This is a genomic window from Streptomyces sp. R44 (assembly GCF_041053105.1).
Taxonomy (GTDB): Bacteria; Actinomycetota; Actinomycetes; order Streptomycetales; family Streptomycetaceae; genus Streptomyces.
Window position 1 is genome coordinate 1,756,275 of record NZ_CP163444.1, and the last position, 24,601, is coordinate 1,780,875.

The following is a 24,601-nucleotide window of genomic DNA, read 5'->3' on the forward strand; positions in this document are numbered from 1 at the left end:
GCCTTGCGGAACGGGTGGGCACAACGGTTCTACTTCTCCAGCTTCTGGCCCTTGAGGAGGAACCAGGCCGCGACCGCCGTCGCGAGGAGGACCGCCGCGCCGACGCCCGCCGCGATCCGCAGGCCGTCGACGAAGGCGTCCTGGGCGGAGGCCACCAGGGCGGTCGCCGTCTGGGGGTCGAGGCCGCCGGTGGCCTCGACCGCGCCGCCGAGGGATTCGTGGGCGGCCGACGCGATGTCCGAGGGGACACCGGCCGGGGTGGCGAAGCCGCGGTAGACGCCGGTCACGATCGAGCCGAGGATGGCGATGCCGAGGGCGGCGCCCAGTTCGTACGCGGTCTCGGAGACGGCGGAGGCGGAACCGGCCTGTTCCTTCGGGACGCTGGAGAGGATCACGTCCGCGGTCACGGTGAAGGAGAAGCCCGCGCCCACGCCGACGACGAGGAGGCTCGCGCCGAGCAGCGGGTAGCCGGTGTGCTGGTCGAGGGTCGTCAGGACGGCGAGGGAGAGGCCGACCGCCGCGAGACCGCCGGCCACCACGGAGCGGACGGAGAAGCGGCGGGCCACGAGGCCGGCGATCAGACCGGCCGTCACCGCGCCGATCGCGGCGGGCAGTTCGGCGAGACCGGCCTCCAGGGGCTGGCGGCCCTGGACCAGCTGGAAGAACTGGGACAGGAAGAACACCAGGCCGGACAGGCCGAGGATGGTCAGCAGGTCGGCGAGGACGGCGCCCGAGAAGCCGCGGTGGCGGAAGAGCCGCATGTCCAGGAGCGGCGCGGGCAGGGTCAGCTGCCTGCGGACGAACCAGATCAGGGCGGTGGCGCCGAGGAGGGCGGCGGCACCGGCGTCGAGGGAGAGGCCGTGGGAGGCCAGTTCCTTGACCGCGTACACGACTCCGACCATGCCGACGAGGGAGAGCGCGACGCTGGGGAGGTCCCAGGGGCCGTGGGCCGGGTTCTTCGACTCGGGGATCAGCTTGATGCCGACGAGGACGAGGACGGCCATCACGGGCAGGTTGATGAGGAAGACCGAGCCCCACCAGAAGTGCTCCAGGAGGAACCCGCCGACGACCGGTCCGACGGCGGCGCCGGCCGAGGCCATGGCGCCCCAGATGCCGATGGCGAGGCTGCGCTCACGGGGGTCGTGGAAGAGGTTCCGGATGAGCGCCAGGGTCGAGGGCATCAGGGTCGCGCCGGCGACGCCGAGGAGGGCGCGGGCGACGATCATCATCTCGGGGCTGGTCGCGTAGGCGTTCAGGACCGAGAGGGCGCCGAAGGCGGTGGCGCCGATCAGCAGCAGCTTCTTGCGGCCGATGCGGTCGCCGAGGCTGCCCATGGAGACCAGGAGTCCGGCGATGACGAAGGAGTAGACGTCGCCGATCCAGAGCAGCTGGGTGCCGGAGGGCTTGAGGTCCTCGGAGAGGAAGGGGGTGGCGAGGCCGAGGACCGTGGCGTCGACCGCCACGAGGAGGACGGCCAGGACGAGCACGGAGAGGGCGAGCCACCGGCCGGGGCGGTGCACGCCCTCGATATGGCTCTCCGTCTTGATACTGCTGGTGATCACTTCTCCACGCTCCTGCGCGCTCCGCCGAGCAGCAGCTCGACGATCATGTACTGGAAGTCCTTGGCGGCGACCCGGCCGTCCTGCACGGCCCAGGCGGCGGAACCGATGAGCCCGTAGAAGGCCTCGGTGAGCCAGGCGGGGGTCAGGTCGATGCGGAAGACGCCCTCTTCCTGGCCGCGCCGGAAGAGTGCGGAGACCCGGGCGTCGAGGCGTTCCCAGCCCTCGTTCTGCTGGTCGCCCTCGAAGAGCTGGTTCTCGGTGACGAGGAACGAGAGCAGCGGGGCGACGTCCTCGACCTCGGCGACGAGCCGTCGTACGGCCTCGTCGGCGGGGCCTTCGCCGGTGCGGGCCCGGTCGTGGGCCGCCTCCAGCTCCTGGATCCCGAGCTCTTCGAGCGCCCGCACCAGGGCGTCCCGCCCCGCGAAGTGCCGGTGCAGCGTGGCCCGGCCGATCCCGGCGGCCCGGGCGACCTCGTCCATGGTGGCGGTCGCCTTGCGGGTGAGCAGGGCGGCGGCGGCACGGAGCACCTGGGTGCGATCGACTGACATGAGACAACCATACACCGAGCGAGACATCATTGTCTCACTCGGGACAGGAATGGATACGAGAACAGCGCCGCCACCCTCCGGAAGGGAGGGTGGCGGCGCTGTGACGTGCCGAGGGTCGCTTCTCGGCCCGGCTACTTCTTGGCCTCGGCCCAGGCGTGCTGGATCACCAGGTCCGCCTTGACCTCGATCAGCTGGGTGGCGACCGCCGAGGGGGCGGTGCCGCCGCGGCCGTCGCGGGAGGCGAGGGCGCCGGGGACGTTGAGGACGGTGCGGACCTCGGGGGTGAGGTGCTCGGAGATCTTGGCGAACTGCTCGTCCGTGAGCTCGTCCAGCTCCTTGCCCTCCGACTCGGCGACCTTCACGCACTCGCCGGCCACCTCGTGCGCCACCCGGAACGGCACGCCCTGCTTGACCAGCCACTCGGCGATGTCGGTGGCGAGGGAGAAGCCGGCCGGGGCCAGCTCCTCCATGCGCTCCCGGTTGACGGTGAGCGTGGCCATCATGCCGGTGAAGGCCGGCAGCAGGATCTCCAGCTGGTCGCAGGAGTCGAAGACCGGCTCCTTGTCCTCCTGGAGGTCCCGGTTGTAGGCGAGCGGGAGGGCCTTCAGGGTGGCCATCAGTCCGGAGAGGTTGCCGATGAGGCGGCCCGACTTGCCGCGCGCCAGCTCGGCGATGTCCGGGTTCTTCTTCTGCGGCATGATCGACGAGCCCGTGGAGAAGGCGTCGTGCAGGGTCACGAAGGAGAACTCCTTCGTGTTCCAGATGATGATCTCCTCGGCGATCCGCGAGAGGTTGACGCCGATCATCGCCGTGATGAAGGCGAACTCGGCGACGAAGTCGCGCGAGGCCGTGCCGTCGATCGAGTTGCCCGCCGAGCCCCGCTCGAAGCCGAGGTCCTTGGCGACCGCCTCCGGGTCGAGCCCGAGGGAGGAACCCGCGAGGGCGCCGGAGCCGTACGGGGAGACGGCCGTCCGGGTGTCCCACTGCCGCAGCCGCTCGGCGTCCCGGGAGAGGGACTGGGCGTGGGCCAGGACGTGGTGGGCGAAGAGCACCGGCTGGGCGTGCTGAAGGTGCGTACGACCGGGCATGGCGACGTCCGGGTGGGCCTCGGCGAGGCCGACGAGGGCGTCCTGGAGTTCGGCGATCAGCCCGCCGATGATCCGGGCGTGGTCGCGCAGGTACATCCGGAAGAGGGTGGCGACCTGGTCGTTCCGCGACCGGCCGGCGCGCAGCTTGCCGCCGAGCTCGGCGCCGAGGCGCTCCAGGAGGCCGCGCTCCAGGGCGGTGTGGACGTCCTCGTCGGCGATGGTGCCGACGAAGGAGCCGTCGGCGACGTCCGCCTCCAGCTGGTCGAGCCCGGCGAGCATGCGGGTCAGCTCGTCCTCGGTGAGCAGGCCGGCCTTGTGCAGCACGCGCGCGTGGGCACGGGAACCGGCGATGTCGTACGGCGCGAGACGCCAGTCGAAGTGGACCGAAGCGGAGAGCTTCGCCAGGGCCTCGGCGGGGCCGTCGGCGAACCGTCCGCCCCAGAGCCGGACGTCACCGTTGTTGCTGCTCACTGCTGCTCCTCGATCGAACGTGGGCGGATGACGCAAGGTCGACGTTGATAGGCATAACTATGCGGATGGCCGTATGTTTTGTCAATCGCGGTCCTCGGGAGGCGAAAACCAGGAGCGTCCCCCTCCAGCCTGTCCCTACGCTCCGCCCATGGACGACACCCACACCGCGGCAGCCACCCGACTGGCCGGGGGAACACCGCTCACCTCGGCCATCGACACCTCGGACGCCACCGCCTGGACGGGTCTCGACCTCGCCGTGCGGGAGCTCGCCCGCTTCCGTCCGTCCCCGCCGCCCGACCACGCGCGGGCGACCGGCCGTCGCTTCCGGTGGAGGTGGGACGCGCTCCTGCCCTCCCTGAGCCCGTCCCGCCGCGGGCCCGAGGAGCCCGAACCCGACGAGCCCGAACCCGAGGAGCCCGAACCCGAGGAGCCCGAACTCCCCCTCGCGCTCTGCCATCCCGACGGCCGGATACGCGAGGCGGCCCTCCGTCGCGCGGCCGGTCTTCCCGCACCCACCCTGCGGCCGCTGCTGCCCCTCGTCGCGATCCGCTGCGCGGACTGGGCCGAGCCCGTGCGCGAGCCGGCCCGCGACCTGCTGCGGGCCGCGCTTCCCGGAGTCGGACCGGACACGATCGTCGTCCTGACCGCCGTCGTCCTGCGGATCACGGCGCGCCGGTACGGCGAGGCCGCCCGGACGATGGTGGAGGCGGCGCTCCGGGAAGCCCCCGGGCCCGTCCTCGACGCCCTCCTCACCGACGGGGACCGGGCGGTACGGCGCCTCGCGTACCGGATCGCGGTCGAGCGGCGGCACTTCTCCCCCGAGCGGTTCGCGGCGGCCGCGGCCGCCGACCCGGACGGGGTGGTCCAGGACATCTGCGCGGACGGCGCGGTCGCCGGGGTGGGGCCGGAGACCGGGGACGAGGTCCTCCTCCCGCTGCTGCGCTCCCCGTACTCCCGGGTGCGCGCGGCCGGCGTGACGGCGCTGCGCCGGGCCGGGCGCCCCGGGGAGGCCGAGGGGTTCCTCGCGGACCGGTCGCCCATGGTCCGGGCGTGCGCACGGTACGTACTGCGGCAGTACGGCACCGAGACCGCCCCGCTCTACCGGGCCCTGTGCGGGGGCGGGTCGGTGCCCCCGGCCGCGCCCCTCGGGCTCGCCGAGTGCGGCGCGCACGAGGACGCCGCCCTGCTGTGGGACCTCACGGAGCACCCGCACCCCGGTGTGCGCGCCCACGCCGTGGCCGGGCTGCGCCTCCTGGACGCGACGGACGGGGCGCGCCTGCTGCCGCTGCTCGACGATCCCGCGCCCGGGGTCGTACGGGAGACGGTGACCGCCCTCGTACCGTGGACCGACCGGCTGCCGAGGGCGGAGCTGTCGGCCCGGCTCGGGACGGAGCACCCCCGGCACGTGCGCGTGGGGGCGTTCCGGCTGCTCGTGGCGCACGGCGGTCCGGAGCTGCGGGAGATCGCCTGGTCGCTGATCGACGACGCCGAGCCGAAGCTGCGCGCCAACTCCCGGGCGATGCTGCGGAGCTGAAGCCGTCGTGGCGGGCTTCGGCGAGGGGGAGAATCAAGCCATGGGAAAAACGTATGAACATATCGACGGGCGGCTTCGGGCCTTCATCGAGGAGCAGCCGGTGTTCTTCACCGCGACCGCTCCCCTCGCCGGCGACGGTCACGTCAACCTCTCCCCCAAGGGCCGCAGGGGCACGCTCGTCGTGCTCGACGAACTGACCCTCGCCTACGTCGACTTCGGCGGCAGCAGCGCCGAGACGATCGCGCATCTGCGGGAGCCGGGGAACGGGCGGATCACCCTCATGTGGACCGCGTTCTCGGGGCCGCCGACCGTCGTGCGGGTGCACGGGACCGGCGAGGCCGTGCTGCGCGACGATCCCCGGTGGGGCGAGCTGTTCGCGCGGTTCCCGGCCGAGGCCGTCGAGGGGCAGGGCAGCGCGCGGGCGATCGTCCTGGTGCACGCGCGGCGGGTCAGCGACGCCTGCGGTTTCGCCGTCCCGCTGATGGAGTACCAGGAGGACCGGGCGCTGCACGCCGAGTACTTCAATCGGAAGACGGACGAGGAGTTCAACGCGTACTGCGAGCGGAAGGACCACATCGCCAGCAGCCTCGACGGGCTGCCCGCGCTGCCGCTCCCGCTGCCGCCGCTGCCCGCGGAATAGGCCGAACGGCCCCCGTACGAGGGGCGGGGAGTCCCGTGCGGTCCTAGCGTCTCGGCCATGCGTACTCTGCTCGTCCTCGGCGCCGCCCTGCTCTCCCTCGGCTCCGCGCCCGCACCCGCGCGCGTACCGCTGCCCGAGCGGATGGCCGACACCGGCGGGGGCTCCCAGCTGATCACGGCCGAGGCGTCGGACACGGACTCCACCACGGGCACGCTGACCTGGTGGGACCGGCGCGGCGGGCGGTGGGTCGTGGCGGGCTCGGCGCCGGCCCGCTTCGGGGCGAGCGGGCTCGCCGAGGGCGGATCGCGTCGCCAGGGCACGAACACCACGCCCACGGGGCTCTACCGGCTGCCCTACGCCTTCGGGGTGCGGGCGCGGCCCGCCGGGACCCGCTTCCCGTACGCCCGGGTCACCGATCGTTCCTGGTGGTGCCAGGACAACGCCTCCCGCGCGTACAACCGCTGGGTCGAGGGGCTGCCCCGCGACTGCCGGGCGGAGGAGGCCGAGCATCTCGCCTCGTACGGCACCCCGTACGCGTACGCGCTCGTCATCGGCTTCAACTACGAGCGTCCGGTACGCGGGCGCGGGGCCGGGATCTTCCTGCACGTCAACGGGCGCGGGGCGACCGCCGGTTGCGTATCCGTGCCGGCCGACGCGATGCGCGCGGTCCTCGCCTGGGCGGATCCCGCGCGCCGACCGCACATCGCCGTCGGAACGCGGGGCGGTCCGACGGCGATCACACGGTACTGAGTCCCAGGGGGTTACTTCTGGGCCAGCTTCAGGAGGTGGTCGGCGAGCGCCTGACCGCCGACCGGGTCGCGGCTGATGAGCAGCAGCGTGTCGTCACCCGCGATGGTGCCGAGGATGGCGTGGAGTTCGGCCTGGTCGATGGCCGAAGCGAGGAACTGGGCGGCGCCCGGCGGGGTCCGCAGCACCACCAGGTTGGCGGAGGCCTCGGCGGAGATCAGCAGTTCGCCGGAGAGGCGCCGCATGCGCTCCTCCTTCGCGGACTCGCCGAGCGGCGCCTGCGGGGTGCGGAAGCCGCCCTCGCTGGGCACGGCGTAGATCAGCTCGCCGCCGGTGTTGCGGATCTTCACCGCGCCGAGCTCGTCGAGGTCGCGGCTGAGCGTCGCCTGGGTGACGCTCAGCCCGTCGTCCGCGAGCAGCTTGGCGAGCTGGCTCTGCGAGCGCACCGGCTGCCGGTTGAGGATGTCGACGATCCTGCGGTGGCGTGCGGTGCGGGTCTGCGGAACGGACGGCCCGCCGTGCTCGTATTCCTGCGCGTCGGTCATCGTCGTCTCATTCTCCGGTTCGTCCTTGCCCGTTCGCCTCGTCCAGGACTCCGGGCAGCGCCTGGAGGAAGGCGTCCGCCTCGGCGTCGGTGAGGACCAGCGGAGGCATGATCCGTACGACGTCGGGGGCGGGCGCGTTCACCAGAAGGCCGGCGTCCTGGGCCGCCTGCTGCACCTGGGATGCGAGGGGCCCGGTGAGCACGATACCCAGCAGAAGGCCCGCACCACGGACGTGGGAGACCAGCGGGTGGCCCAGACCCTCGATTCCCTGGCGCAGCCGCTCCCCGACCGCCTTCACGTGGTCGAGGGCCGCGTCGGTGGCGAGGGTGTCCAGGACGGCGAGTCCGGCGGCGCAGGCGACCGGGTTGCCGCCGAAGGTGGTGCCGTGGTGGCCGGGCGCGAAGAGCTCCGCCGCCTCGCCGAAGGCGACGGTCGCGCCGAGCGGGAGGCCGCCGCCGAGGCCCTTGGCGAGGGTCACGACGTCGGGTTCGACGCCCTCGTGGGCCTGGTGCTCGAACCAGTGGCCGCAGCGGCCGATGCCGGTCTGCACCTCGTCGAGGACGAGGAGGGTGCCGGTGGCGCGGGTGATCTCCCGGGCCGCCTTCAGGTAGCCGGCGGGCGGGACGACGACGCCGTTCTCGCCCTGGATGGGCTCGATGATGACGAAGGCGGTGTCCTCGGTGACCGCGGCCCGCAGCGCCTCCACGTCCCCGTAGGGCACGTGGGTGACGTCGCCGGGGAGCGGCAGGAACGGGGTCTGCTTGCCGGGCTGTCCGGTGAGCGCGAGGGAGCCCATGGTCCGGCCGTGGAAGCCACCGTCGGTGGCGACCATGTGGGAGCGGCCGGTGAGCCGGCCGATCTTGAACGCGGCCTCGTTGGCCTCGGCGCCGGAGTTGCAGAAGAAGACCTTGCCGGGGCGTCCGAAGAGGTTCAGGAGCCGCTCGGCGAGGGCGACGGGCGGTTCGGCGACGAAGAGGTTGGAGACGTGGCCGAGGGACGCGATCTGCTGCGACACGGCCTCGACGATCGCCGGGTGGGCGTGGCCGAGGGCGTTGACGGCGATGCCGCCGACGAAGTCCAGGTACTGCTTGCCGTCGGCGTCCCAGACCCTGGCGCCCTCACCGCGGACGAGCGGCAGCCGGGGGGTGCCGTAGTTGTTCATGAGCGAGCCCTGCCAGCGCTCGGTCAGCTCCGTGTTGCTCATCACGACTCCCCCGTCTTCCTGTCGGGCACGACCATCGTGCCGATGCCCTCGTCCGTGAAGATCTCCAGCAGGATGGAGTGCGGTACCCGGCCGTCGATGACGCGGGCCGTGGTGACCCCGTTCCGTACGGCGTGCAGGCAGCCCTCCATCTTGGGGACCATGCCGCTGGAGAGCTCGGGCAGCAGCTTCTCCAGCTGGCTCGCGGTGAGCCTGCTGATGACCTCGTCGCTGTTCGGCCAGTCCTCGTAGAGGCCCTCGACGTCGGTGAGGACCATCAGGGTCTCGGCGCCCAGCGCCGCAGCGAGTGCCGCAGCCGCCGTATCAGCATTGACGTTGTAGACATGTCCGTCGTCCTGGGAGCGGGCGATGGAGGAGACGACCGGGATCCGGCCGTCCTCCAGGAGCGCCTTGATGGCGCCGGTGTCGATGGCGGTGATCTCGCCGACGCGGCCGATGTCGATCGTCTCGCCGTTGATGACCGGCTGGTGCTTGGTGGCGGTCATGGTGTGGGCGTCCTCGCCGGTGAGGCCGATGGCGAGGGGGCCGTGCTGGTTGAGCAGGCCGACGAGCTCGCGCTGGACCTGGCCGGCGAGCACCATCCGGACGACGTCCATCGCCTCGGGGGTGGTGACCCGCAGGCCCGCCTTGAACTCGCTGACCAGGCCGGCCTGGTCGAGGGCGGCGTTGATCTGGGGGCCGCCGCCGTGCACGACGACCGGCTTGAGGCCGGCGTGGTGCAGGAAGACGATGTCCTGGGCGAAGGCGGCCTTGAGGTCGTCGTCGATCATGGCGTTGCCGCCGAACTTGATGACGACGGTCTTGCCGTGGTGGCGGGTGAGCCAGGGCAGTGCCTCGATGAGGATCTGGGCCTTCGGGAGGGCGGTGTGTTTCCGCGCGGTGTTGGTCATGACGAGTACGCGCTGTTCTCGTGGACGTAGTCGGCGGTGAGGTCGTTCGCCCAGATGACGGCGGACTCGGTGCCGGCGGCGAGGTCGGCCGTGATGGTGACCTCCCGGTAGCGCATGTCGACCAGGTCGCGGTCCTCGCCGACGGAGCCGTTCTTGCAGACCCAGACGCCGTTGATGGCGACGTTCAGCTGGTCGGCCTCGAAGGCGGCCCGCGTGGTGCCGATGGCGGAGAGCACCCGGCCCCAGTTGGGGTCCTCGCCGTGGATGGCGCACTTGAGGAGGTTGTTGCGGGCGATGGAGCGGCCCACCTCGACGGCGTCGTCCTCGGTCGCGGCGTTGATCACCTCGATGCGGATGTCCTTGCTGGCGCCCTCGGCGTCGCCGATGAGCTGGCGGGCGAGGTCGTCGCAGACGGTCCGTACGGCCTCGGCGAACTCGTCCTGCCCGGGGGTGACTCCGGAGGCGCCGGAGGCGAGGAGGAGGACGGTGTCGTTGGTGGACATGCAGCCGTCGGAGTCGACCCGGTCGAAGGTGAGCCGGGTGGCGGTCCGCAGGGCGGCGTCGAGGCCCTTGGCGTCGACGTCCGCGTCGGTGGTGAGGACGACGAGCATGGTGGCGAGGCCGGGGGCGAGCATGCCCGCGCCCTTGGCCATGCCGCCGACGGTCCAGCCGTCCTTGCCGACCACGGCGGTCTTGTGGACGGTGTCGGTGGTCTTGATGGCGATGGCGGCCTTCTCGCCGCCGTGCTCGGAGAGTTCGGCGGCGGCCGTCTCGACACCGGGGAGCAGCTTGTCCATGGGGAGCAGGACGCCGATGAGGCCGGTGGAGGCGACGGCGACCTCGCCGGCGCCGATGTCCAGGACCTCCGCGACCTTCTCGGCGGTGGCGTGGGTGTCCTGGAAGCCCTGCGGTCCGGTGCAGGCGTTGGCGCCGCCGGAGTTGAGGACGACCGCGGTGAGTTCGCCGTCGGCGAGGACCTGCTGGGACCAGAGGACGGGGGCGGCCTTGACGCGGTTGGAGGTGAAGACTCCCGCGGCGGCGCGGCGGGGCCCGGTGTTGACCACGAGGGCCAGGTCCGGGTTGCCGTTCGCCTTGATCCCGGCGGCGATGCCCGCTGCCGTGAATCCCTTCGCTGCGGTGACGCTCATGGAGCGACTCCAATCGTGGAAAGTCCGGTGGCCTCGGGAAGCCCGAGGGCGATGTTCATGCTCTGCACCGCACCACCGGCGGTGCCCTTGGTGAGGTTGTCGATGGCGCTGATGGCGATGATCCGGTTCGCGTTGGCGTCGTACGCGACCTGCACCTGAACGGCGTTGGAACCGTAGACGGACGACGTGGCCGGCCACTGCCCCTCGGGGAGCAGGTGGACGAAGGGCTCGTCCGCGTAGGCCTTCTCGTACGCGGCCCTCACGGTCTCGGCGGTGACGCCGGGCTTCGCGGTGGCGGTGCAGGTGGCGAGGATGCCGCGGGGCATCGGTGCCAGGGTGGGCGTGAAGGAGACGGTGACCCGCTCCCCCGCCGGTCCGCTGAGGTTCTGGATCATCTCGGGCGTGTGGCGGTGGCCGCCTCCGACGCCGTACGGGGACATGTTGCCCATGACCTCGCTGCCGAGCAGGTGGGGCTTGGCGGCCTTGCCCGCGCCGGAGGTGCCGGAGGCGGCGACGATCACGGCCTCGGGCTCGGCGAGCCCCTCCGCGTACGCCGGGAAGAGCGCGAGCGAGACGGCGGTCGGGTAGCAGCCGGGGACCGCGACCCGCTTGGACCCTTCGAGGGCGGCGCGGGCGCCGGGCAGTTCGGGGAGGCCGTAGGGCCAGGTGCCGGCGTGCGGGGAGCCGTAGTACGTCTCCCAGTCGGCCGGGTCCTTGAGGCGGAAGTCGGCGCCCATGTCGATGACGAGGACGTCCGGTCCGAGCTGCTCGGCGACGGCGGCGGACTGGCCGTGCGGCAGCGCGAGGAAGACCACGTCGTGGCCGGCGAGCTCCTCGGCGGTGGTGGGCGCGAGGACGCGGTCGGCGAGCGGGAGCAGGTGGGGCTGGAGGGCCCCGAGCCGCTGGCCGGCGTTGGAGTGGCCGGTCAGTGTCCCGATCTCCACGTGGGGGTGGGCGACGAGGAGACGCAGGAGCTCTCCGCCCGCGTATCCGCTCGCACCCGCCACTGCTACTCGTACCGTCATCGAAACCCTCCTCATGGATGGCATGACTATACGTGTCGCCGAACTTTTATGCAACGACGTGGTCCGGACAGCCCACAGGGCGAAAGGCCCACCTTTCAGCGCACCACATATCCCCTCGCCCGGCGCGGCACGGCCCTGACAGGGTGTCCCCCATGAGTTCCGAGCCCGCACGTCCCGGACCGGTCCGTCACCACGACCGCGGCATCTGGCTCGCCGGATTCACCGGACGGATGCTCGTCGTCTGCCCGGGATGCGGCGGCCGCGCGCTCGTCACGCCCCGGCCCGGCCTGCCGGGGCCGAGGAATCCGCTCTTCGAGCCCCGCCGCCTCACCTGCGGCGGCTGCGGCGCGATCGCCGAATGGACCGCCGAGCAGCGGGGCGGCGCCCTGGTCGGCGTGGTGCCCGGCGGCACCGAGGACCCCTTCTTCCGGCGGCCGCTCTGGCTCCAGACCCGCTGCGCCGGCCGGATCCTCTGGGCCTACGACGAGGAGCACGTCGAGGCGCTCGCCGCGTACGTGGGCGCCCGGCTGCGCATCCGCCACGCCTCCCCGACGCTGGGGATGTTCGCCCGGCTGCCGGCCTGGATGAAGTCCGCCGGCCACCGCGACGAGGTCCTGGCCGGCCTGGACACCCTGCGGGCCCTCGCCCGGCGCTCGGCCCCCGCCGACCGCTCCGACGCGGCCCACGCACGCGGCGACCGCCCCCGTCACCACGGCAGCCTGCTGTTCCGGGGCGGGCCGTACTGACCCCGCCGTACACCCGTACGCTCCTGCGGGACGCACGGGAGCGGTGAACGGGGGATCTCATGACGGAACATCACGCGGTGGACGGGCTCGCGAGCAATCCGGCGGCTCCGGCCGACGTCCTGCTGCGGCTCCTCGCGACGCCCGACGGCCACGACTGGATCGCGTACCGGCTGTCCTGGCGCGCGTCGCTGCCCGACAGCGTCGCCGAGGCCCTGCTCCACCACCCCGAGCGCCGGGTGCGGGCCCGGCTCGCCGAGAGCCCGGCGGCCGACCCCGGACTGCGCGCCCGCCTCCTCGACGGCCCGGCGTCGGACGCCATGCTGGTCGCCGTCGGCCCGACCCCGTACCGCACCCGGGTGCCGCCCCTGCCCGACGCGGCGTACGAGCGGCTGCTGAACCACGAGCGCGAGGTGGTCCGGTACGAGACCCTGGAATCGGCGAGCGTGCCGGAGCACGTGCTCGTGCCGCTCGCCGGTCACGAGGACCCGCTGTTCCGGCTGGCCGCCTGCCGCCGCGTCTGGAGCGGGCTCACCGACGACACGCGTGCCGCGCTCCTCGCGGACACGGACCCGGCGGTACGCACGGCCGCGGCTCTGCACGTCATGCACGAGGACGAGGAGCGCACGGCCGAACTCGTCGCGTCGCTCGCGGACGACTGGCGGCTCGGGGAGGTACTGGAGCGGGGCCGGCTCGGACGGGCCCTGGCCGAACGCCTGCTCGCCGAGGGGACGCGGCTCGCGCAGCTCGCACGGAACCCGGCCCTTCCCGCCGACCTGGCGGCGCGGCTCGCCGCCCACGAGGACCCCGCCGTGCGGCTCGCGGTCTCCGCCCGCCCCGAGCTGGCGGAGGAGGAGCGGGCCGCGATCGACTGGGAGGTCGACCCCGAGGACCGGCTCGACACCCTGTGGTGGGTGTGGGACGCGCGCGAGGACCCGGACGTCCTGCGCCGGTGCGCCAGGTCCGCGCACACCTGGCTGCGGCGCAGCGCCGCGGTCTGCCCCGGGCTGCCCGAGGACTGCGTGGAACTGCTGGCGGGGGACGAGGACTTCGCCGTACGGCTGCTGCTCGCCGAGCACCACCCGATGGCGCCGCCGGAGCTGCTGCTCGATCTGTATCTGAACGGCACCCACCGGGCCGTCGGTTCCCTGGTCTCCCGGCCGCGGTTCCCGGCGGCGGGGCTCGCGGCGCGGTTCGCGGACGCGCCGGAGTCCGAGGCCCGCGCGCTGGCCCTGCGCGATCCGGGCGCGACGTCCGCGCTGGTCGAGCGGTTGAGCCGGGACCCGGCGGCGCGGGTGCGGGAGGCGGCCGCACTCGATCGGCGGCTTCCGGTGGCCCGGCTGGTGGAACTGCTGGACGATCCGAAGGTGGGCGCGGCCGCGGCCTGCAATCCCGCGCTGCCGGTCACGGAGATGCGGGCACTGCTCGACCGGGCGGGCGTTCCCCGCCTCTGAAGGCCGGCGAGCGGGCCGGGGCCCCTGGGGCCGCCGCGGGCCCCTGCGGGCCGCCCCGAGCCCCTGTGAGCCGCCGCCGGAAAACCCACCCTTTGCATGACCATGCGCGATGATGCATACTCTTCCTATGTCCAAGGTCCTCACCTCCCTGCCCGCCGGCGAGCGCGTCGGCATCGCCTTCTCCGGCGGCCTCGACACGTCCGTCGCCGTCGCATGGATGCGCGACAAGGGCGCCATCCCGTGCACCTACACCGCCGACATCGGCCAGTACGACGAGCCCGACATCGCCTCGGTGCCCGGCCGCGCGAAGACCTACGGTGCCGAGATCGCGCGCCTGGTCGACTGCCGCGCAGCGCTGGTCGAGGAAGGCCTGGCCGCGCTCACCTGCGGCGCGTTCCACATCCGCTCGGGCGGCCGCGCCTACTTCAACACCACCCCGCTCGGCCGCGCCGTCACCGGCACCCTCCTCGTCCGGGCGATGCTCGAGGACAACGTCCAGATCTGGGGCGACGGCTCGACCTTCAAGGGCAACGACATCGAGCGGTTCTACCGCTACGGTCTGCTCGCCAACCCGCACCTGCGGATCTACAAGCCCTGGCTGGACGCGGACTTCGTGACCGAGCTCGGCGGCCGCAAGGAGATGTCGGAGTGGCTGCTCGCCCACGACCTCCCCTACCGGGACAGCACCGAGAAGGCGTACTCCACCGACGCCAACATCTGGGGCGCCACCCACGAGGCCAAGACCCTGGAGCACCTGGACACGGGCGTCGAGACCGTCGACCCGATCATGGGTGTGAAGTTCTGGGACCCGTCGGTCGAGATCGCCACCGAGGACGTCACGATCGGCTTCGAGCAGGGCCGCCCGGTGACGATCAACGGCAAGGAGTTCCACTCCGCGGTCGACCTGGTCATGGAGGCCAACGCCATCGGCGGCCGCCACGGCATGGGCATGTCCGACCAGATCGAGAACCGGATCATCGAGGCCAAGAGCCGCGGCATCTACGAGGCCCCGGGCATGGCGCTGCTGCACGCCGCGTACGAGCGCCTGGTCAACGCGATCCACAACGAGGACACCCTCGCCCAGTACCACAACGAGGGCCGGCGCCTCGGCCGGCTCATGTACGAGGGCCGGTGGCTGGACCCGCAGGCCCTCATGGTCCGCGAGTCGCTCCAGCGCTGGGTCGGCGCGGCCGTCACCGGCGAGGTCACGCTGCGGCTGCGGCGCGGCGAGGACTACTCGATCCTCGACACCACGGGCCCGGCGTTCAGCTACCACCCGGACAAGCTGTCCATGGAGCGCACCGAGGACTCGGCCTTCGGCCCGGTGGACCGGATCGGCCAGCTCACCATGCGCAACCTCGACATCGCCGACTCGCGCGCCAAGCTGGAGCAGTACGCCGGCCTCGGCCTGATCGGCACCGGCAGCCCCGCCATCGGCGCCGCCCAGGCGGCCGCGGCCGGTCTGATCGGCACCATGACGCAGCTGCCCGAGGGCGGCGCCGAGGCCATCGCCTCCCGCGGCGAGGTCTCCGGCGAGGAGGAGATGCTGGACCGGGCCGCGATGGAGTCCGGCACGGACTGACGCACGGCGCCCCACCCGCGGAAAGGCCGGTTCGACACCTTGGTGTCGGACCGGCCTTTCCGCTGACCGGGGGTGCACGGGCGGGGCGCTGTCACATCCGGGCGGGTCCTCTCGTCAACGCGGTGACGGAACCGACGAGGAGTGAGGCGCCATGCACGACGACACGTTTCTGACCGCCCTGACCGGGCGGTTCGACGCCCACGAGGAACAGTTGCGGGCCGTCGCCCTGCGGATCACGGGCTCGCCGGCCGAGGCCGAGGAGGCACTCGCGGCGGCGCGGGCGGGGCTCCGGCAGGACGACGGTGCGACGGTACGCGCGTGGCTCACCGCGGCCGTGGGCGAGGCCTGCGTGCGCGGGCTCCAGGAGCGCGGGGCCGAGGGGCGCCGTACCGGGACCGGGAGTTCCGGCGGCGGGGTGCCCGCGTCCGTGGATGCCGGGGTCGGCTCCCTGTGGCTGGCGCTGCTCGTGATGCTGGAGAGGCTCGGGAGCGAGGAGCGGCTCGCCTATGTCCTGCACGATGTGTTCGGGCTGCCGGCGGACGAGACCGCGCGGATCGTCGGCGGGTCGCCCGAGGCGGCGGCTCGGCTGGCCCGGCGGGCGCGGGAGCGGATCCGGGGCGGTGGGGCGGCCCGTACCGAGGGTGAGCAGGGGCGGCAGCGCGCGGTGGTGGACCGGTTCCTCGCGGCCGTACGCGCGCGTGACGTCCCCGCGCTGGTGGCCGTGCTGGACCCCGAGGTCGTCGCGTACGCCGAGGGCGGCCCCGTGCACGGGGCCGCCGCGGTCGCCGAGAAGGCCGTCGCCTTCGCGCGCAGCACGGACGTGTCCCGGCCGGCGCTCGTCGACGGGGCCGTCGGCGCGGTCGGGTTCGCCTCCGGCCGGCCGGTCTCGGCGTTCGCCGCCACCCTCCGGCAAGACCGGATCGTCACGCTCTCGCTGACCACAGGGGAGGACCGGGTGCGCGGGCTCGACCTGGCCTTTCCCGACTCCTGAGGCGCCGACCGGGCGAAATTCCGGTGCGTTCGACGGGCGGCTCCGTTAGCCTCGACGGCATGTCTACGCCCCGAATCTCCTAGCTGAGGACCCGCACTCACGCCACCCGTGTGTCCTCAAGCTTGTTCGGAGCGCAATCCCATGATCACCGTTCGTGGTGCCGACGTGCGCGTCGGCGCCCGGCTCCTGCTGTCCGGCGTCTCCTGCCACGTCGCCCCCGGCGACCGCATCGGCCTGGTCGGCCGCAACGGCGCCGGCAAGACCACCTTCCTCGACACCCTGGCCGGGCTGCGTGCCCCGGCCGCCGGCACCGTCACCCGTACCGGCCCCGTCGGCCATCTCGCCCAGGACTCCCGGGCCGCCGACCCCTCCGTCACCGTCACCGACCGGATCCTCTCCGCGCGCGGCCTCGACCGGGCGGTCCGGCGGCTCGCGGAGGCCGCCCGCCGGCTCGGCGAGGCGCCCGACGCGCGGGCGCTCGCCGCGTACGACGCGGCCGAGACCGCCTTCGAGGCGGGCGGCGGGTACGCGGCGGAGGCCGCCGCCGCCCGGGTCGCGGCCGGCCTCGGCCTGCCCGTCGAGCTCATGGACCGGCCCGTCGGCCGGCTGTCCGGCGGCCAGAAGCGCCGGGTCGAACTGGCCCGGATCCTCTTCGCCGGCCACGGGCGGGACGGCACGCTGCTGCTCGACGAGCCGACCAACCACCTGGACGCCGACTCGATCGGCTGGCTGCGCGGACACCTGGCCGCCCACCGGGGCGGACTCGTGCTGATCAGCCACGACGTGCGGCTCCTGGCCGACACCGTGAACCGGGTCTTCCACCTCGATCCGCAGCGGGCCGCGCTGGACGTCCACAACACCGGCTGGGACGCGTACCTCGCCCAGCGGGACGCCGACGAGCGGCGCCGGGTGCGCGAGCGCGCCAACGCCGAACGGAAGGCGGCCGCCCTGCACGCGCAGGCGGACCGCATGAAGTCCCGCGTGGCGACGGCGACGACGGCCCGCAGCATGGCGCGCCGGGCCGACCGGATGCTCGCCGGCCTCGACCCGGAGCGGCAGGCCGAGCGGGTCGCCCGCATCCGGCTTCCCGAGCCCGCCCCCTGCGGCCGGACACCGCTGGGCGCCGTGTCGCTCACCAAGGCGTACGGGGAAAGGCCGGTGCTCGACGGGGTGGACCTCGCCGTCGACCGGGGCGGCCGCCTCGTCGTCCTCGGGCTCAACGGCGCCGGCAAGACCACCCTGCTGCGGCTGCTCGCCGGACAGGAGGCCCCCGGACGCCGGACGGGTCGTGCACGGGCACGGGCTGCGGCTCGGCTACTTCGCCCAGGAGCACGAGACGCTCGATCCGCGGCGCACGGTCCGGGAGAACCTCGCGGCGGCCGCTCCGCACCTGACGGACGGTGAGGTACGGACGGTGCTCGGCGCCTTCCTGTTCCGGGGCGACGACGCCGACAAGCCGGCCGGGGTGCTCTCCGGCGGCGAGAAGACACGGCTCGCGCTGGCCGCCCTGGTCCACTCCGGTGCGAACGTGCTGCTCCTGGACGAGCCCACCAACAACCTGGATCCCGCCTCGCGCGACGAGGTCCTGGCGGCCGTGGGCACGTATCCGGGCGCGATCGTGATGGTCACGCACGACGAGGACGCGATCGACGCGCTGTGCCCGGAGCGGGTGCTGCTGCTCCCGGACGCGGACGAGGACCTGTGGGGCGCGGAGTACCGGGAGCTGGTCGCCCTGGCGTGAGTGCCCGTCAGCCGCTCGCGGCGGCGGGGGCTTCCGGGTGCGGCGACGGGCCCGATCGGGCCGCCAGTTCGTCGCGCTGACGCGTGAGGCGGGCGATCTCCGCGTCGAGGGCCGCGAGCCGGCGGCTCACGACCGGGGACGCCCGCACGCAGACCCCCTCGGGGACCCGGCGGGAACGGATCGCGTCCACGTCGAGGAGGGGAAGGCGGTCCACGCACGCGCGTACGTCCTCGATCGTCAGGCCCAGGGCGAGGAGCTCCCGCACGACCCGGACGCGTGCCACGTCGTCCGGACCGTAGCGCCGCTGGCCGGTGGGGGTGCGGTCCGGTGGCGGGAGGAGGCCCCGCTGTTCGTAGAGGCGCAGGGCCCGGGGTGTGGTCCCCGCCGCTGCCGCCGCGTCACCGATCCGCATGCCGTCCGCCCTTCGTCGCGTGACGCCCGGCGCCGAGGGCCGTGACCGTCGCCGTCACAGTCCCCTTCGACGTCGCAGTCCCCGTCGCCGTCGCAGTCCCCGTCGCCGTCGCCGTCGCCGTCGCCGTCGCCGTCGCCGTCGCCGTTACGGCAACTCGACCACGACCGCGCCGAGATGCCGACCCTCCATCACCTCCCGCAACGCCTCGGCGGCCCGATCCATGCCCGCCACCCTGACGTGCGGGAAGGTGATCTCCCCGGCCCGCAGCCAGTCGCCGAACCTGCCCGGCCACTCGGCCTCGGTCTCCGGGTGGTCGAGCGGGCTGAAGCCGCGCAGGGAGACCCGCTTGAGGACGAGCGGGTACGAATCGAGTTCCACGCGCGCGGTGGCGCCGGTCCCCTCCGGATCGAGCTGCCCGGACAGGGCGCCGACGAGGACGGCCCGCGCGCCGGGGCGGGCGGCGGCGACCGCCGCGCTCAGCTGCTCGCCGCCGACCGTGTCGAGGACGACGTCGACGCCCTCGGGCGCGGCTTCGGCGAGTTGCGCGGCGAAGGGTGCGGGGCCGCCCCGGACGACGGCCGCGTCGTAGCCGAGTTCGGTGACGAGCCGCTCGGCCTTCGCCGGTGAGCCGGTGCTTCCGATCACCCGGCCCGCGCCGAGGAGCCGGGCGATCTGCCCGGCCATCGTGCCGACGGCGCCCGCACCGCCGGTCACGAGGACAGTGTCCCCGGCGCGTACCTCGGCGCCGCGGGTGAGGGCGGCGTACGCGGTCCGGCCCTGGGAGAGGTGGGCGACGGGGTCGGGCAGCGTGTCGCCGAGGGGCGTGCAGCCGGCCGCGGACACGGCGGCGTACTCGCGCCAGCCCTGCCAGTGGGAGACGAGGTCCCCGGGGCGCAGGCCGCTGTCGTCCGGGGCGGAGACGACCTCGCCGACGGCCGCGCCGACGAGCGGGTCGCCGGGTTCGACGGGCGGGAAGGGAGCCCCCTTCAGTCCGCCGCCGATGAGGGTCCGCAGCGCGGCGGAGACCGCGAACCAGCGGTTCCTGACGAGGACTTCGCCGGGGGCGGGGACGGGCAGGGCGGTGTCGACGAGTGCGAGGTGCTCGGGTGCCGGGAGGCCGCGCTCGGGTCGGGTGCGCAGCCGGATCTCGCGGTGGGTGGCCATGGGGGCGCTCCAGGAGGAGGTCGGTCGGGTCGGCGGGACCGTAAACCCTGACCCGCGCGTCAGGGTCAAGTCCGTGGTGGCTTCGCCCGGGGCGCCCCGTCGGTCAGGCCTTGCGCACCGCCCGCAGCACGACGAACTTCGCGTCGCTGGCCGCGAGTTCGCTGTTGCCGAAGATCCGGCGGAGCGTGACGTGGTAGCCGAGGTGCCGGTTGCCGATGACCCACAGCTCGCCGCCGGGCCGCAGCGCGCGCCGCGCGTCCGCGAACATCCGGCGGGCGGTGCGGTCGGTGGTGGCCTGGTGGCTGTGGAAGGGCGGGTTGTTGAGGACGAGGTCCACCGAGCCGGGGGCGAGCTCGGTGAGGCCGTCGCCGACGAGGAACTCGGCCTTGCGGTCCGGTCCCACGTGGGCGCGGAAGTTCTCCTCGGCCGAGGCGACCGCCGGGTACGACTCGTCGGTGAAGACCAGTTCCGCCTCGGGTTCGTGGAGGGCGATGGCGAGGCCGACGACGCCGTTGCCGCAGCCGAGGTCGGCGACGCGGGCCCGGCCGAGACCGCCCGGCAGGTTCGCGAGGAAGAAGCGGGTGCCGATGTCGAGGCGGTCGGCGCAGAAGACGCCGGCGTGGTTGGTGACGGTGAGGCCGGGGAGACCGGGCGCGGGGGTGTCCGGAGGGAGTGCGTACCGGAGGGGCCACGGGTTCGGCCCGGGCGTGAGCGAGGGATCGGGGGTGGTGTGGATCAGCCGGGCCTTCTTCACCGCGAGCGAGGTGCGGGTGGGGCCGAGGATCCGCTCGAAGAGCTTGAGCGTGGAGGTGTGGATGTCCTTGACCATGCCCGTGCCGACGATGACGGTGTCCTCGTGGACGGCGGGCGCGAGCCGGTGGAGCTGGTCCTCCAGGAGCGCGAGGCTCTTGGGGACGCGGACGAGGAGCACGTCGATCCGCTCGGGCGGCGGGTCCTGGGTGGTGAGGAGCCGGACGGCGTCCGGTGCGGCCCCGGCGCGCGCGAGGTTGGCCCGGGTGGCCTGCCCGCCGAGGTACGAGTCGGTGATCTGGACGAGTTCGCGGGGTCCCGCGGCCTGGAGCGCGGTGACGAGGGCTCCCCAGCGGTCGCCGAGGACGGCGACGGTGCCGGAGAGGTCGGTCCCGGTCTCGGCGAGGTGCCCGAGGAGGTACTCGTCGGACGCGTCCCAGGCGCGGAGCTGGTCGCGCGGGTCCTCGGGGTAGCGGGTCAGCGTGAAGGCGCCCCATGACGTGCTCAAACGGTTCATCGTGCTCTCAGGCTAGCCGGTCGGGGGCCCGGTTCCCCACCTTCGCGCGCCCCCGGGGAGCCGTCAGCACGGGGCGGTGGCCAGCTGGAGGTGCCAGAGGCCGGGGCGGCCGGTGAGGGTGACCGTGGAGAGGGGGCGGACGTCGACGTTCCAGTAGGTGGCGGGCGGCGCCTTGAGGGCGTACACGAGGGCGGCCCGTACGACGGAGGGTTCGGCGACGGCGACGATGGAGCCGTCCTCGGCGGGGCGGGTGTCGAGCCAGTTCCCTATCCGGCTGATGAAGGCCAGGAGCGGTTCGCCGCCGTGCGGGGCCGTGCGGGCGTCGGTGAGCCAGGCGTCGACGGCGGCCGGTTCGAGGGCGGCGACCTCGGCGAGGGTGAGGCCCCGCCAGCGGCCCATGTCGCAGTCGCGGAGCGCGGGCTGGGCGAGCGGGGCGTAGCCGAGGGCGGTGCCGGTGGCGCGGCTGCGCGGGGTCGGGGAGCAGTAGCGCAGTTCGGCCGCGCCGAGCGGGATGAGCGCGGGCGCGGCCTGCTGCACCTCGTACCAGCCGGCCTCGTCGAGCGGCCGGTCGTCGTCGAAGCGTTCGGCGAGAAGGGAGGAGCTGCGTGCCGCCGTGACGAGCGTCACCCGAAGACTCATGGCCGCGATCGTGAGGCCGGTGGCTCCGCAGGTCAAGGGGTCATGTGGCGGGGCCCGAGGGGGCCGGGCTCACTGCTGCCCGAGAGCCATCCACTTGTCCGGATTCTGCAGTGGCGTGAAACCCACCTTCTCGTACACGCCGTGGGCGTCGGCGGTGGCGAGCATGATGCGGCGCAGTCCGTACGGTGCCAGGTGGTCGCGGACGGCGGTGACGAGCGCGGTGCCGAGGCCGGTGCCGCGGGCCGGGCGGTCGACGTAGACGTCGCAGAGCCAGGCGAAGGTGGCGTAGTCGGTGACGACGCGCGCGTAGGCGCTCATCTCGCCGGTCTCGCGGTGGTAGGCGCCGAGGTTGAGCGAGCCGGCGATGGCCCGGTCCTGCTTCTCCCGAGGTCGGCCGAGCGCCCAGTAGGCGTCGGTCGACAGCCAGTGGTGGACGCGGGTCGGGTCGATCCTGGTGGGGTCGGCTGAGATCTCGTACGCCCCGTGCATGACGGGGGCGCCGGGGCTGTCGGTGGTGGCGCTGTCGCTCATGGGCGAAGGCTTCCAGGGGCGCGCGGGCTTGTCAGGCGAATTTGCCCCGGGCCTGAACCCGGGGCAGGGCCGCGCCGACGACGGGTGCGGGCCTGCCCCCTGGGTCAGCCGGTGAGCTCGTCGACCGCCGTCCGCAGGCGGCGGACGCCCTCGACGATCTCCGTGGGGCCCGCGACACCCGCGAAACTCAGCCGGATGTGGCCGGCGGGGGGCTCGGCGCAGAAGTAGGGGCGGCCGGGGGCGGCGGTGACCCCGGCGCGCAGGGCGGCGGCGAGGAGGGAGGCCTCGGGGAGGGTGTCGGGGAGGCGCAGCCAGAGCTGGTAGCCGCCGGAGGGGATGTGCGGCAGGGCGAGCTCGGGGAGGTGGAGGGCGAGGGCGCCGGTCATGACCTCCCGGCGGCTCTTGAGCTCCTGGGCGACGGCCCGGAGGTGGCGGGGCCAGGCCGGGGAGCCGACGAGTTCGAGCGCGGCCTCCTGGAGGGGCCGCGGGACGAAGAAGCTGTCGACGACCTGGATGGCGCGCAGCCGCTCCAGGACGGGTCCGCGGGCGGCGAGGGCGCCGACGCGGAGGCTCGCCGAGGTGATCTTGGTGAGTGAGCGGATGTGGACGACGACGCCGTCGGGTTCGTCGGCGACGAGCGGCGCGGGGAGCGGTGCCGAGTCGGCGTGGACGAGGCGGCGGGCGAAGTCGTCCTCGACGACGAAGGCCCCGGCGGCGCGGGCGATGCGGACGACCTCGCGGCGGCGTTCGGTGCTCAGCGTGGCCCCGGTCGGGTTGTGGAAGACCGGCTGGCAGACGAAGACGCGGGCGCCGGTGGCGCGGAAGGCGGCTTCGAGGAGTTCGGGGCGGACTCCGTCGGCGTCGGCGGGCACGGGGACGGGGCGGAGTCCGGCGGCGCGGGCGACGGCGAGCATGCCGGGGTAGGTGGGCGATTCGACGAGGACGGGGGTGCCGGGCGAGGCGAGGGCGCGCAGGGCGGTGGCGATCGCGGACTGGCCGCCGGCGGTGACGAGGATGTCGGCGGCGGTGATGCTGCCGCCGATCTCGCGGGCGAACCACTCGCGCAGTTCGGGCAGGCCGTCGGTGGGCGGTCGGCCCCAGGCTCCGGGGCGGCGGCCGGCCCGGGCGAGGGCGGCGGCGAGGGCGCTCTCGGGCTGGAGGGAGGGGTGGAGGTAGCCGCCGTTGAACTCGATCACACCGGGCGGGGGCGCCGAGAGCGTGACGAGGACGCCGGAGGCGTCGACGGCCCGGGGGACGAGTTCGGTGGCGGCGTCGGCACTGAGGGCGACCTCCTGCCAGGAGGTGTCCCCGGCGACCGGGGTGGGGGTGCGCGGTTCGGCGCGGAAGGCGCCGGCGCCGGGGCGGGTGACGACGAGGCCTTCGGCGGCGAGCTGGGCGAGGGCCCGGGTGACGGTGACCGGGGAGACGTGGTACCGCTCGACGAGCGCCCGACTCGATGGCAGTTTTCCACCAGGAGAGTAGCGGTCGAGCTCCACTCTCAGGGATTTCGCCAATTCCGCGACACTGCTACGCTCATGCATGAGAACACAGGATAGCGCTACTGCCCCGACCACGATAGCGGTCACCGCTACCGGATCCCCCCGGACCGGTTCCACCGGCACCGCCGCCCCGGCCGCCTCGGCCGCCACCGCGGCCCCGGCCGCCGGCACCGTCCCCGCCGCCTCCTCCCCCCGGACCAGCGGCACCCTGCTCGCCGGGCTCGGCGTGATCTCCTTCTCGCTCACCTTCCCCTCGACCGTCTGGGGCCTGGAGAGCTTCGGCCCCTGGTCGCTGGTGGCCGTGCGCTCCACCCTCGCCGCGCTCATCGCCGGCGTCTTCCTCCTCGCAGGCCGGGTGCCGCTGCCCGAGCGCCGCCACTGGGCGGGCCTCGCGGTCGTCGCCTGCGGTGTCGTCATCGGTTTCCCGCTCCTGACCACGCTGGCCCTGCAGACCTCCACCACCTCGCACGCCGCCGTGGTCGTGGGCCTCCTGCCGCTCACCACGGCGACCCTCGCCGCCGTCCGGACCGGACGCCGCCCGTCCCGTACCTTCTGGATCGCCGCCGTCTCCGGCGCCGTCGTGGTGCTCGGCTTCACGCTGCAGCAGAGCGGCGGCTCGTTCTCCACGGGCGATCTGTACCTCTTCGGCGCGCTGCTCGTGTGCGCTGCCGGGTACACCGAGGGCGGCCGGCTCGCCGCGCTCATGCCGGGCTGGCAGGTCATCGGCTGGGCCCTGGTCCTCTGCCTGCCGCTGATGGCGGTCGCCTCGGCCGTGACGCTGTCGATCGAGCCGGTCCACCTGAACGCGCACGGCGTCATCGGCCTCGCCTGGGTCGCCGCCGGCTCCACCTTCTTCGGCCTGTACGTCTGGTACCGCGGCATGGCCGCGATCGGCATCCCCAAGGCCAGCCAGCTCCAGCTCGCGCAGCCGCTGCTCACCCTCTTCTGGTCGGTCTTCCTCCTCGGCGAGACCCTGCCGCTCGCCGCCCCGGTCGCCGCGGTGGCCGTCCTGGTCTGCATCGCGGTGACCCAGCGGGCGAAGAGCTGACGCGACGAATACGGGCGAAACGGGTCACAATGGCAGAGCGAGACTCTGCGCAGTACAGGAGTCCTGCGCAGCGCAGGACACGACAAGCCCGGTCGCGAGGAGGTCAGCCT

22 protein-coding genes and 1 pseudogene are annotated in these 24,601 nt (G+C 73.7%); 9 read left to right on the plus strand and 14 right to left on the minus strand.

Annotation, left to right across the window (positions count from 1 at the left end; all coding sequences use genetic code 11):
* Positions 1-29 precede the first annotated feature (29 nt).
* From AB5J54_RS08170 to argH, 3 genes are all read right to left on the minus strand, one after another.
* The gene (locus AB5J54_RS08170; protein ID WP_369143218.1) at positions 30-1,562 is read right to left on the minus strand and encodes an MFS transporter; all 1,533 of its coding nucleotides are present in this window, start codon (positions 1,560-1,562) and stop codon (positions 30-32) included.
* Complete coding sequence (locus AB5J54_RS08175) at positions 1,559-2,110, minus strand: TetR/AcrR family transcriptional regulator (RefSeq protein ID WP_369143219.1); 552 nt, start codon at positions 2,108-2,110, stop codon at positions 1,559-1,561. Before AB5J54_RS08175 ends, AB5J54_RS08170 begins: the two co-directional genes overlap by 4 nt.
* Before the next feature lie 131 nt (positions 2,111-2,241).
* Positions 2,242-3,669, minus strand: a complete 1,428-nt coding sequence (argH, locus tag AB5J54_RS08180; RefSeq protein ID WP_369143220.1) for an argininosuccinate lyase — start codon at positions 3,667-3,669, stop codon at positions 2,242-2,244.
* Between the two features lie 148 nt (positions 3,670-3,817).
* Between argH and AB5J54_RS08185 the strand changes: the two genes are divergently transcribed.
* From AB5J54_RS08185 to AB5J54_RS08195, 3 genes are read left to right on the plus strand one after another with little or no spacing between them, the layout of a single operon-like run.
* On the plus strand, positions 3,818-5,203 hold the full coding sequence (locus tag AB5J54_RS08185; RefSeq protein ID WP_369143221.1) for a hypothetical protein: 1,386 nt from the start codon (positions 3,818-3,820) through the stop codon (positions 5,201-5,203).
* 40 nt (positions 5,204-5,243) lie between these two features.
* Positions 5,244-5,843 carry a pyridoxamine 5'-phosphate oxidase family protein gene (locus tag AB5J54_RS08190; protein ID WP_369143222.1) on the plus strand — a complete coding sequence of 200 codons (600 nt, stop codon included), beginning with the start codon at positions 5,244-5,246 and terminating at the stop codon, positions 5,841-5,843.
* A gap of 57 nt (positions 5,844-5,900) precedes the next feature.
* Positions 5,901-6,593, plus strand: a complete 693-nt coding sequence (locus AB5J54_RS08195) for a L,D-transpeptidase (RefSeq protein ID WP_369143223.1) — start codon at positions 5,901-5,903, stop codon at positions 6,591-6,593.
* Between the two features lie 11 nt (positions 6,594-6,604).
* On the opposite strand, the gene AB5J54_RS08200 is transcribed toward AB5J54_RS08195, so the two are convergent.
* The 5 genes from AB5J54_RS08200 to argC are packed head-to-tail and all read right to left on the minus strand — an operon-like array spanning position 6,605 to position 11,420.
* Positions 6,605-7,135, minus strand: a complete 531-nt coding sequence (locus AB5J54_RS08200) for an arginine repressor (protein ID WP_369143224.1) — start codon at positions 7,133-7,135, stop codon at positions 6,605-6,607.
* A gap of 7 nt (positions 7,136-7,142) precedes the next feature.
* Complete coding sequence (locus AB5J54_RS08205) at positions 7,143-8,339, minus strand: acetylornithine transaminase (RefSeq protein WP_369143225.1); 1,197 nt, start codon at positions 8,337-8,339, stop codon at positions 7,143-7,145.
* Positions 8,339-9,247, minus strand: a complete 909-nt coding sequence (gene argB / locus AB5J54_RS08210) for an acetylglutamate kinase (protein WP_369143226.1) — start codon at positions 9,245-9,247, stop codon at positions 8,339-8,341. Before argB ends, AB5J54_RS08205 begins: the two co-directional genes overlap by 1 nt.
* Entirely contained in the window at positions 9,244-10,395 is a 1,152-nt protein-coding gene (gene argJ / locus AB5J54_RS08215; protein WP_369143227.1) for a bifunctional glutamate N-acetyltransferase/amino-acid acetyltransferase ArgJ, read from the minus strand. The genes argB and argJ overlap by 4 nt, the downstream gene beginning before the upstream one ends.
* Positions 10,392-11,420, minus strand: coding sequence for an N-acetyl-gamma-glutamyl-phosphate reductase (gene argC / locus AB5J54_RS08220; protein ID WP_351188230.1), 1,029 nt, complete (start codon positions 11,418-11,420; stop codon positions 10,392-10,394). The genes argJ and argC overlap by 4 nt, the downstream gene beginning before the upstream one ends.
* 152 nt (positions 11,421-11,572) lie before the next feature.
* Here argC and AB5J54_RS08225 point away from each other — a divergent pair, with 152 nt between their 5' ends.
* The 5 genes and pseudogenes from AB5J54_RS08225 (at position 11,573) to AB5J54_RS08245 (ending at position 17,931) form a co-directional block, all read left to right on the plus strand.
* The gene (locus AB5J54_RS08225) at positions 11,573-12,166 is read left to right on the plus strand and encodes a hypothetical protein (protein ID WP_369143228.1); all 594 of its coding nucleotides are present in this window, start codon (positions 11,573-11,575) and stop codon (positions 12,164-12,166) included.
* Between the two features lie 59 nt (positions 12,167-12,225).
* Positions 12,226-13,617: a hypothetical protein gene (locus tag AB5J54_RS08230; RefSeq protein ID WP_369143229.1), complete on the plus strand. Its 1,392-nt coding sequence runs from the start codon at positions 12,226-12,228 to the stop codon at positions 13,615-13,617.
* A 127-nt stretch (positions 13,618-13,744) separates the two neighbouring features.
* Positions 13,745-15,199 (plus strand): argininosuccinate synthase, encoded by a 1,455-nt coding sequence (gene argG / locus AB5J54_RS08235; protein ID WP_369143230.1) that lies wholly within the window; start codon positions 13,745-13,747, stop codon positions 15,197-15,199.
* A 151-nt stretch (positions 15,200-15,350) separates the two neighbouring features.
* Positions 15,351-16,190: a sigma factor-like helix-turn-helix DNA-binding protein gene (locus AB5J54_RS08240; protein ID WP_369143231.1), complete on the plus strand. Its 840-nt coding sequence runs from the start codon at positions 15,351-15,353 to the stop codon at positions 16,188-16,190.
* Positions 16,191-16,331: 141 nt separating this feature from the next.
* Positions 16,332-17,931 (plus strand): annotated as a pseudogene (locus AB5J54_RS08245) (ABC-F family ATP-binding cassette domain-containing protein).
* Between the two features lie 7 nt (positions 17,932-17,938).
* On the opposite strand, the gene AB5J54_RS08250 reads toward AB5J54_RS08245, so the two are convergent.
* From AB5J54_RS08250 to AB5J54_RS08275, 6 genes are all read right to left on the minus strand, one after another.
* Positions 17,939-18,343, minus strand: coding sequence for a MerR family transcriptional regulator (locus AB5J54_RS08250; protein ID WP_369143232.1), 405 nt, complete (start codon positions 18,341-18,343; stop codon positions 17,939-17,941).
* Positions 18,344-18,487: 144 nt separating this feature from the next.
* Positions 18,488-19,507, minus strand: coding sequence for an NADP-dependent oxidoreductase (locus tag AB5J54_RS08255; RefSeq protein WP_369143233.1), 1,020 nt, complete (start codon positions 19,505-19,507; stop codon positions 18,488-18,490).
* 103 nt (positions 19,508-19,610) lie between these two features.
* Complete coding sequence (locus AB5J54_RS08260; RefSeq protein ID WP_369143234.1) at positions 19,611-20,774, minus strand: methyltransferase; 1,164 nt, start codon at positions 20,772-20,774, stop codon at positions 19,611-19,613.
* A 63-nt stretch (positions 20,775-20,837) separates the two neighbouring features.
* Positions 20,838-21,413, minus strand: a complete 576-nt coding sequence (locus AB5J54_RS08265; RefSeq protein WP_369143235.1) for a histidine phosphatase family protein — start codon at positions 21,411-21,413, stop codon at positions 20,838-20,840.
* 69 nt (positions 21,414-21,482) lie between these two features.
* Complete coding sequence (locus AB5J54_RS08270) at positions 21,483-21,944, minus strand: GNAT family N-acetyltransferase (protein WP_369143236.1); 462 nt, start codon at positions 21,942-21,944, stop codon at positions 21,483-21,485.
* A gap of 104 nt (positions 21,945-22,048) precedes the next feature.
* The gene (locus tag AB5J54_RS08275; RefSeq protein ID WP_369143237.1) at positions 22,049-23,485 is read right to left on the minus strand and encodes a PLP-dependent aminotransferase family protein; all 1,437 of its coding nucleotides are present in this window, start codon (positions 23,483-23,485) and stop codon (positions 22,049-22,051) included.
* Here AB5J54_RS08275 and AB5J54_RS08280 point away from each other — a divergent pair.
* Positions 23,484-24,491, plus strand: coding sequence for a DMT family transporter (locus tag AB5J54_RS08280; RefSeq protein WP_369143238.1), 1,008 nt, complete (start codon positions 23,484-23,486; stop codon positions 24,489-24,491). The genes AB5J54_RS08275 and AB5J54_RS08280 overlap by 2 nt on opposite strands.
* Positions 24,492-24,601: the final 110 nt, after the last annotated feature.

Coding starts and splice junctions, on each gene's coding strand:
- AB5J54_RS08175 (WP_369143219.1), bottom strand. CDS start 2,110: ATGTCAGTCGATCGCACCCAGGTGCTCCGTGCCGCCGCCGCCCTGCTC.
- AB5J54_RS08185 (WP_369143221.1), top strand. CDS start 3,818: ATGGACGACACCCACACCGCGGCAGCCACCCGACTGGCCGGGGGAACA.
- AB5J54_RS08190 (WP_369143222.1), top strand. CDS start 5,244: ATGGGAAAAACGTATGAACATATCGACGGGCGGCTTCGGGCCTTCATC.
- AB5J54_RS08195 (WP_369143223.1), top strand. CDS start 5,901: ATGCGTACTCTGCTCGTCCTCGGCGCCGCCCTGCTCTCCCTCGGCTCC.
- AB5J54_RS08200 (WP_369143224.1), bottom strand. CDS start 7,135: ATGACCGACGCGCAGGAATACGAGCACGGCGGGCCGTCCGTTCCGCAG.
- AB5J54_RS08205 (WP_369143225.1), bottom strand. CDS start 8,339: ATGAGCAACACGGAGCTGACCGAGCGCTGGCAGGGCTCGCTCATGAAC.
- argB (WP_369143226.1), bottom strand. CDS start 9,247: ATGACCAACACCGCGCGGAAACACACCGCCCTCCCGAAGGCCCAGATC.
- argJ (WP_369143227.1), bottom strand. CDS start 10,395: ATGAGCGTCACCGCAGCGAAGGGATTCACGGCAGCGGGCATCGCCGCC.
- argC (WP_351188230.1), bottom strand. CDS start 11,420: ATGACGGTACGAGTAGCAGTGGCGGGTGCGAGCGGATACGCGGGCGGA.
- AB5J54_RS08225 (WP_369143228.1), top strand. CDS start 11,573: ATGAGTTCCGAGCCCGCACGTCCCGGACCGGTCCGTCACCACGACCGC.
- AB5J54_RS08230 (WP_369143229.1), top strand. CDS start 12,226: ATGACGGAACATCACGCGGTGGACGGGCTCGCGAGCAATCCGGCGGCT.
- argG (WP_369143230.1), top strand. CDS start 13,745: ATGTCCAAGGTCCTCACCTCCCTGCCCGCCGGCGAGCGCGTCGGCATC.
- AB5J54_RS08240 (WP_369143231.1), top strand. CDS start 15,351: ATGCACGACGACACGTTTCTGACCGCCCTGACCGGGCGGTTCGACGCC.
- AB5J54_RS08250 (WP_369143232.1), bottom strand. CDS start 18,343: ATGCGGATCGGTGACGCGGCGGCAGCGGCGGGGACCACACCCCGGGCC.
- AB5J54_RS08255 (WP_369143233.1), bottom strand. CDS start 19,507: ATGGCCACCCACCGCGAGATCCGGCTGCGCACCCGACCCGAGCGCGGC.
- AB5J54_RS08260 (WP_369143234.1), bottom strand. CDS start 20,774: ATGAACCGTTTGAGCACGTCATGGGGCGCCTTCACGCTGACCCGCTAC.
- AB5J54_RS08265 (WP_369143235.1), bottom strand. CDS start 21,413: ATGAGTCTTCGGGTGACGCTCGTCACGGCGGCACGCAGCTCCTCCCTT.
- AB5J54_RS08270 (WP_369143236.1), bottom strand. CDS start 21,944: ATGAGCGACAGCGCCACCACCGACAGCCCCGGCGCCCCCGTCATGCAC.
- AB5J54_RS08280 (WP_369143238.1), top strand. CDS start 23,484: ATGAGAACACAGGATAGCGCTACTGCCCCGACCACGATAGCGGTCACC.
- AB5J54_RS08275 (WP_369143237.1), bottom strand. CDS start 23,485: ATGCATGAGCGTAGCAGTGTCGCGGAATTGGCGAAATCCCTGAGAGTG.